This is a genomic window from Clostridium sp. D53t1_180928_C8 (assembly GCF_015667795.1).
Taxonomy (GTDB): Bacteria; Bacillota; Clostridia; order Clostridiales; family Clostridiaceae; genus Clostridium.
In genome coordinates this window covers 20,617-27,288 of record NZ_JADPEL010000041.1, presented here as the reverse complement: position 1 = coordinate 27,288, position 6,672 = coordinate 20,617, and the positions used below count along the sequence as shown (strand labels likewise).

Annotated in this window: 7 protein-coding genes and 1 tRNA gene; 1 reads left to right on the top strand and 7 read right to left on the bottom strand. The window is 25.4% G+C overall.

Going from position 1 to position 6,672, the window contains the following annotated elements; all coding sequences use genetic code 11:
* Positions 1–703: 703 nt before the first annotated feature.
* Positions 704–780, top strand: a tRNA-Arg gene (locus I4V51_RS16590).
* Positions 781–921: 141 nt separating this feature from the next.
* Here I4V51_RS16590 and I4V51_RS16585 read toward each other — a convergent pair.
* The 7 genes from I4V51_RS16585 to I4V51_RS16555 form a co-directional block, all read right to left on the bottom strand.
* Positions 922–2,328: a zinc ribbon domain-containing protein gene (locus I4V51_RS16585; RefSeq protein ID WP_195989545.1), complete on the bottom strand. Its 1,407-nt coding sequence runs from the start codon at positions 2,326–2,328 to the stop codon at positions 922–924.
* Between the two features lie 296 nt (positions 2,329–2,624).
* Entirely contained in the window at positions 2,625–2,933 is a 309-nt protein-coding gene (locus tag I4V51_RS16580) for a DUF960 family protein (protein WP_195989544.1), read from the bottom strand.
* A 128-nt stretch (positions 2,934–3,061) separates the two neighbouring features.
* The gene (locus I4V51_RS16575; protein WP_195989543.1) at positions 3,062–3,667 is read right to left on the bottom strand and encodes a hypothetical protein; all 606 of its coding nucleotides are present in this window, start codon (positions 3,665–3,667) and stop codon (positions 3,062–3,064) included.
* A gap of 71 nt (positions 3,668–3,738) precedes the next feature.
* On the bottom strand, positions 3,739–4,044 hold the full coding sequence (locus I4V51_RS16570) for a hypothetical protein (protein ID WP_099327674.1): 306 nt from the start codon (positions 4,042–4,044) through the stop codon (positions 3,739–3,741).
* A gap of 20 nt (positions 4,045–4,064) precedes the next feature.
* Positions 4,065–4,403 carry a hypothetical protein gene (locus tag I4V51_RS16565; RefSeq protein ID WP_195989542.1) on the bottom strand — a complete coding sequence of 113 codons (339 nt, stop codon included), beginning with the start codon at positions 4,401–4,403 and terminating at the stop codon, positions 4,065–4,067.
* Between the two features lie 83 nt (positions 4,404–4,486).
* Positions 4,487–5,773 carry a transcriptional regulator gene (locus I4V51_RS16560; protein WP_195989541.1) on the bottom strand — a complete coding sequence of 429 codons (1,287 nt, stop codon included), beginning with the start codon at positions 5,771–5,773 and terminating at the stop codon, positions 4,487–4,489.
* Positions 5,766–6,608: a DNA adenine methylase gene (locus I4V51_RS16555; RefSeq protein WP_195989540.1), complete on the bottom strand. Its 843-nt coding sequence runs from the start codon at positions 6,606–6,608 to the stop codon at positions 5,766–5,768. Before I4V51_RS16555 ends, I4V51_RS16560 begins: the two co-directional genes overlap by 8 nt.
* Between the last annotated feature and the right edge of the window lie 64 nt (positions 6,609–6,672).

Below are 6,672 nucleotides of genomic sequence, written 5' to 3'. Positions count from 1 at the left end.
CCGCCAGCGTTCGTCCTGAGCCAGGATCAAACTCTCACTAAAAAGTTTAATCATTTGCTCAAATTACTTTGAGTCTTGTTTTAAGACTCTCAAAAGAATTGCTGGTTTACTTTAACTATATTCTGTTCAATTTTCAAAGATCATTTATTGTGTCGCATCGAAGCGACTTCCTTATCTTATCACTTTGTCTCTTTCATGTCAACATATTTTTTAAAAACTTTTTTCAAGTTATTTCAACTTGTTTTAGTTATTAATTGTTTCCCTCAAGGACAATGACTATTTTATCATAGCATTTACTCTTTAAATGTATTATAATTATCATTAATCAAAATTATTCATTGTTTTCTTCTGTTTTGTGATATTTTTCTCTTTTTTTCTATTATTGATACGCTTGGTAAAGAGTATGGTGTTTTTTTCATATTTTTTGAGTTTTTATGTAACTTATTATTATTATTAGTTATATGTTGTCTACATCTATTAATAAAAAAACTTATTTTTATACTAAATATAAGTATTATTAATAAACAATTTGAATATTTATATATGATTATTATATAAATTACCTCTTTATGTGATATTTACTATAATTATTCTACTAAATAAATATTAAAAATTATCAAATATTGAATTGATTATATAAAAGTACTATAACAATATCTAGCAATTTATTTTTTTTAATATTATAATAGTTTATATACATTTTGTACCTATAGCTCAGTTGGATAGAGTGCTGGACTTCGAATCCAGGCGTCGGGGGTTCGAATCCCTCTGGGTGCACCAAAAAAGCCTTGTAAAATCAACTCTACAAGGCTTTTATTTAACTTATATAATATAATTTTATTTCTTATGTAACACAACCATAACACAACCAATCATCTATTATGTTGATTAACCTTTTAAAAAGTAATAAAACTCTACTTTTTATTCAAATATATCATCAGCTATTTTTAATTGAGTTGAAATATCCATCATTGTATTATTTTTTCCTTGTCTTATTTCCGTTAAATATACATCCCCTTCAAAAGTTGCTAAAATACTAACCATTAAATCATTTCCTACTTTATCGGAATATCCTTTTATGGTAATAGTAGTTCCTTTTTCTGTTTGATAGTCACTAAATTGAATATCTTCTAAATAATTATTTAAAGAATCTCCTATAGTGTTTGAACAGTTCATAAAAAACATCTCTAATACTGTTTCTTTTATTGTTTCAATATCATCATGCGCTAAATTTTCACTCATATAAGTAACATATTTCTCTCCAAGATCATTTGGTTTATAGTAACCATAATTATCTTCTATATCTTCTATATCTTCTAAAACTTCGCTTTCTTTATTAACTATTTCTTCATCTATATTGTTATAACTTGAATCTAATATCTCATTTGTATTTGAATCTTCCATTACAACATCAATAAGTCCATACAGCATTAACAAATTTTGTGATACATCATTCATCGAAAAATATTTTGCCTCAAATCTAGAATTATTATCAATCGTAAACTGTATTAAAGCTGTTACTTCTGCATTATCATACATACATTTTCCAGTAAACTCTACTACATCAATATCTTTATCTGAAACAAAATATCTCCATTTAGGATTATCAAAATAAATTTCAAAAGCTTCTCCAATTTCAACATTTGGATAATTATCAAACGAACCATTTTTTACAATATCTATATATTCTTTTCCTTTTACACCATCTGTTAATAAAGCAATTGCTCCATAAAATGATGCCATAATAACTAGTCCTAACACTACTTTAATTATAGAACTAATAATATTTTGTTTTTTGCTACTTACTTGAGCTGTTATATTAGCTCTTTTTTCTATTATAGATATAAATTCAGTAAATTTATTGTTTTTAATACTAGAGTCTTTAATTTTTATTTCTTTATTATTTATATAAAGTATTCTTTCAAAAGACAAAAATAATAATAATGCACCTAGTAAAATCAAATATAAAGAAGAAAATGATACTGCTAATACAATAGCTAAAGCTCCTAATCCAGAATATACTATAGATAAATTAGTTCTATACTCTAAAGATTTAATATCAGAATATTTTATATCCTTATTCATTTTCTCCTTACTTAAGAATAAAGTTTTAATTTTCCTAATATTTACTTCCTCTTCTTTACATATAACCTCTGTAGTTGTATATCCATACCAAGTCAACTTAGATTTTTCATTAAATTCAAATTTTTTACTTTCAATTTTTAAATCATCATTAAAATACTCTTTTTTTATAGATATAGCTTCTCCACAGTTACTACAAAACTTAGAATTTGTTTCTATATCTTGTCCACATTTATTACATTTCATTGTATAAACAACCTCCTAATATTGCACTTAAATAATAGTTTTCTTATAATTCTTTATTTACATATTTAGAACATACCACATTATTAATCTACTCCTTACTTAAATATATTAATTAGTTATCAAAATAAACTATATATATATTATCATACATATATAGTTTATTATGTCATTTTTTGTAGTTTATTCTTATTTTTTTTATATTTTTACATATTATTTATACTATTTTTGATATATTTCATATTTTATATAGAATTTTTCTTACTTAATTTACTCTCATATCTTTTCTCCTATAACTACTAATACTCATATGGAAATAACATAGTAGAATATTCTTCACTATCTATTACATATAATTTAATCACATAATCCATCCGAATATCTTCAACTTCTATTTCATGTGTAAATGAATACTCTGGAACTTCTTGACTTTGATTTATTACAATCTTATTTCCTTCCTTTCTTATCTTGAAAATCTGTAAGTAATCCACTTCAATATTTCCTTTATCTTTTAGCTTATCAATCATGCTCCACATTATTAGTTGTAGTCTTATATCTACTTCCTCACTTACTCCTCTTGTTACATATCTGTTATTTTTCTTGAACATATCTTTCTATCTCCTTATTGTTAGTTTTTATTTCTATCTTTCCATTTCTTATTACACCTACACATAGAATTCTCTTCATACAATTTCCCTCCAATCTCAAAAAAGCCAACCATTAATATGGTTAGCTCTTATACTTCTATTTCTGAATATAAATATTCATCTGCTTTATTTGAAAATATATATACTGAATCTAAATCCAATATATCTTCTACTTCTCCATCTGAAAGTAATTCCTCTATAACTTCACTTTTGCTTACTCCTTCTACCCAATATGATATTATTGTATCTTTATCAAACAATCTATCTATATGCCATTCATCATCCATCATATTTTCTAACAATAATTTAGCAAGACTTTTTAAGTTAGAAGCTTTCTTATATATTAGATGACTTCCATCAATCAATATATAGTCATTATCTTTTAAGTCATCATAATATTTTATTACTTCTTTTATAGTTACTTTTAGCTCTGTATTATCTTTTATTCCTAGGTACATAGAAATTATATCTGTTCTATCTTCTACATATTCACCTTCTAATTCCTTTGCTATTTTTAATGTATTATCAAAATCTTTATAGAGTTTTTCTTTAAGTTCTTCATCCTCTATTATCTTCATCAATTCTTCAACAACTTCTATATTCTCATTACCGACTCTACTATACTTTGCTATAACCTTACTTATTTCTTTCATTAGAAATCTTTGCACTATATCTGAAAATTGCTTTGCTACCATTTTTATTTACTCCTAATCTTCATATAAAATATAAAAAGTCTTAATCACCATTTTTATAGCAATTAAGACTTTTAGATTTTACTTATTTCTTGTTTTAACATTTCAATGAATCCTTCTGAAAATACTTTTCTACTTATTGACTCTTTTATTAACTCTATTAGTTCTAGCTCTGTTACATCAAGACTTCTTGGAATGTATGTTTCATCACCTCTTCTAGTTGCCTTGTAGACACAGAATCTTACTTCATCTCTTTTTAGTTCTTTTATGTAGATTTTCTCTATTGAGTATGTGTATTCCCCTTCTCCAACTTTTCCTTGGCTTATTATCTTACAGTATTTAGTTTCCTTGATTATCTTTTCTTCACTCTTCTTACTCACATTAATTCAACCTCCTTATCTTATTCTAGTAGGAACTTAGAAAGTTCTTCATTACACACTACCACTATTGAATAATCACTTGAAAGCAAAAATAGTGAAGAAGTCCAATTAACTCCTTCACTACACTCAATTACATCTATATATTCTGGTATTATTCCTCGTAACTTACCTTGTTTCAGTATTTCGATATCTACGATATTTTCTGCTATAACTACATATCCACCTAAGTCAGTTTCTATATTTCTATCAGCTCCATAGTTTTCATTAAGTATATATATAGTTTTAGAAATACTTTTAATTACTTCTATAGGATATTTTTTTAATTGATTTATATGTTTTTCTAAGTAAAATTTCCTCATTTCATAATCCTCCAATCAAAAATAAGCTATATTAGTATAAACTAATATAGCTTTATTCATATTTATAATATATATTTAAAATTTTACTCGGATACCATTTTAGTTAATTGTACTATCCAATTAACCCATCCTGTTACAGTTGATGCCCTTCTCTCATATGTATTAAGTGATTCAATTTTATAAAGTTCTGATTCCTCCATAATTTTCACTACTTCTCTTCTGTTAGGAATCTCACTAGATAATAAACACTCATCAAAACATTTCCTAAATGCTTTATGTTTAAATATCAATTCTACATACTTTAATTGTCTTTCTCTATATTTTAAGCTAAATAATTTTTTCCCTTCTACTGTCAAAAAAAACTTAACTCCTTCTTTTTCTCTTTTTTTATTTATAAGACCAAGGTATCGTCCTGCATCAGTATAATAATTAGTTTGTCTAGGGTCAAAATCATAATTTACAGTTATCTCTTCTTTTGTCATTTCATTTTTATATAATAACTCACATAAGTTTATAACCCTATTAAAGTTATTTGCTTGTGGAAATGGAATTTTAGGCTCGTCTACTATTTCTGTATTTTCAAGTACATCTATTATATCCTTTATTTCTATATCTATATTCTCAATTGTATAATTTTTTTGTTTTACTAATACTAATGAATTATAATCCTCTTTATCCTTAAATTCATATTCATATAAATTATAAATTCCATTTGAATATACCATAAATATTGGCTTTACTTTTTTATCAACTTTATTACTCCATAATCTATATGGGTAATAAAGTTGTCTTATTATAAAATCATCTGAAATTGAGTTTTTTGCTTCAATTAAACTTAATGTTTTAAGTCCTTCATATCCTCCATCTATTTCAATTTGAGAATTTTTAACCTCAACATTCATATCACCATTATTACTTTTTATATTAAAACTAAATAAATCAGAACTCATTCTCCCATTAACTGTTGGAACTAATCCTTCATCTTCTATAAAATCATGTATTATACCTGAAACATATGCACAATTAATTGCCATAGCTTCACTACTAATATTTTCGTAATCTATACTTTCGATGTAATCCGGAAATTGTACCCTAACAATTTCCGAATTCGTATTCTCAAATTTACTATATGCTTCAAACTTAGAAATTATATAACTTCCCCTAGTGATTGGTAATATTGAAAGCTTATTATCAGCAAAAACTTTAGGCAAATTTACTTTATGGTCAAATTTAGTCATCAACCTTGCTTCTCTTACTTCATTAATTTGTTTAGCTGTAATTTCAAATTTACCTTTATCATTAATTTCAGAAATTATATTATACTTATTAAATAAAAATTCCCAAGCTATATCATTTTTACCTTTACTCATAATTTCTCACTAACACCTCATCTACTTCGCCTCTAGCATTACCATTTGAATTTATAGCTCTTTTAGCTTTAACTATTTTGATATTATAATCCTTATATAAATCTTTTATAAAGTCTGTTGCAGAGTTTGATAATAAAAATTTAACACCCTTTTTATCTAATTTGTCACATAATTTTTTCAATCTGATTTGCTCATCTCTATTAAATCCGCCCTTATCATACCCAGTAAAGTTAGAACTATTTGAAACTGGGTCATATGGTGGGTCTAAATATACAAAAGCACCTTTTCTAACTCCTTTTAAACTTGCCTCAAAATCACCATTTAAAATCTTTATATCAGCTTTGTTAAAATATTTACTTACAGCCTTAAGCGTTACCTCATCAACAATATTAGGATTTTTATATTTTCCAAAAGGTGAGTTAAACTCTCCAGCCTTATTAACTCTAAATAATCCATTAAAACAAGTTTTATTTAGATATACTATCCTTGATGCTTTTTCAACATTCGATAAGTTCTCATATTTATCTTTTTTTCTATCTAATTCTCTTATACTATAAAAATATTCTGGTGTATTTTCATGTTTTTTTAAATCTTCTATTAATAACTCTACATCATCTTTTATTACAGTATATAAATTTATTAATTCACCATTAACATCATTAATTACAGCCTTGTTTGGTTGTAACTCAAATAATACTGCTCCTCCACCTATAAATGGTTCATAATATGTAGTATATGTTTTGGGCAACACTTTTTCTATTTCACTCATAAGTTGTCTTTTTCCACCTACCCATTTTAACACAGGTGCTGCTAATATTATTTTATTTTTTTTCATAGTTAATCCTCCAAAGTATTATATATTTAAGTATAAATCAAATAAGGCCACAAGAACATACGTT